Source organism: Mycoplasma marinum (assembly GCF_004335975.1).
Lineage (GTDB): Bacteria > Bacillota_I > Bacilli_A > Mycoplasmatales > Metamycoplasmataceae > Mycoplasma_K > Mycoplasma_K marinum.
In genome coordinates this window covers 1-1,269 of the sequence record NZ_PSZO01000073.1, presented here as the reverse complement: position 1 = coordinate 1,269, position 1,269 = coordinate 1, and the positions used below count along the sequence as shown (strand labels likewise).

The following is a 1,269-nucleotide window of genomic DNA, read 5'->3' as shown; positions in this document are numbered from 1 at the left end:
CACTCAAAGTGTTGGACATCATGCGAGAATATTCGTATGGTGTTTTATTATCCAAACATCTTTGAACTCTAATATTATGATATCAATATTTATAGTCTTTTAATGTTTTAATTAAACTTTCAGCATTTTTAGTTGATGTTGGAAAGGGATAAATGAATTCCCTCTTTAATATTGAAAAGAAATATTCAGCAGGTCTATTGGCTAGCGAATTACCCTTAGGTGACATTGATTGTATTATGTTATTTCTTTCTAAGAACTTCTTGAATTTATAATTTGCGTATTCAACTCCATGATCAGTATGAAAAATTTCTGGATACTTTCTCGAATTTCTTCGCGCTTTTTTAACTGCATTTATAATTGTTTCAACTTTTCTATTTTCAGTGATTTCCAAGAACTTAATCTTCTTTGTAAATCCATCTTTAATTAGCAAGACCATCTTATGCTCTTTGCCCACCTTTATATATGTAATATCAGAAAATCAAACTTGATCCTCATATTCATTATTGAAATCAAAGTTTATTTTATCGCTAGTTCAAATACCTTTATACTTTTTCTCAGTTGGTTTTTTGTTATATTTTAAGTGATAATTACTCTTATAACCCAATGATTCTCAGTGTCTTCTGAATGCATAAGTGCTAATTTTATACTTTTTATTAAGAATCATATAAACTTTGTCTCTACCAATTGAATTGCGGCTTTTACTGATAATTTTCTTGATGTCCTTAATTAAATTAATATCCAAAATAAAAGATCTGACTTTTTTCTTTGATTTGTAATAAACATTAGTTCTATTAATTCTCAAAATTCCAGTCAAATCTTTAATATTTTCGATATTCTCTTTTTCCTTCTTGATACGTTCAGTGATTTCATGCCTTGATATATTGTGATCTTTTAATATATCATTAATGATTTTTTGGTAAACTTCTCTATCATTAGGGGTTAAGTCGTTAATACTTACCTCTTTTGGTCTACCTTTTCTTTTTCTAGTTTTATTTCCACCAGCATTTCTTAATTTTTCCATACCTAAATTATCTCTAATTTCCACTCAATCAAGAAATAATCTTTCAATTCTTCTTAATATGACACTAGTTTTATTTCCTTTATCTCTATATCTTTCTAAATGGTTATAGTAAAACTCAAGAGCGACTGACCTCTTGTTTCTACCGGTATCCAATTGTTTTAATGCCCACAATTTATCTTTAAATTTATAATGTTTCATAAAAGACACCACCCTTTCCGAGTTGTGTCTTAAATTTTTATCCTAATATA

At 27.7% G+C, this 1,269-nt stretch carries 1 protein-coding gene; it reads right to left on the bottom strand.

From position 1 onward, the window contains the following. A partial coding sequence (locus C4B24_RS04750; RefSeq protein ID WP_131599633.1) for an IS3 family transposase occupies positions 1 to 1,219 on the bottom strand: 1,219 nt, incomplete at its 3' end. Positions 1,220 to 1,269: the final 50 nt, after the last annotated feature.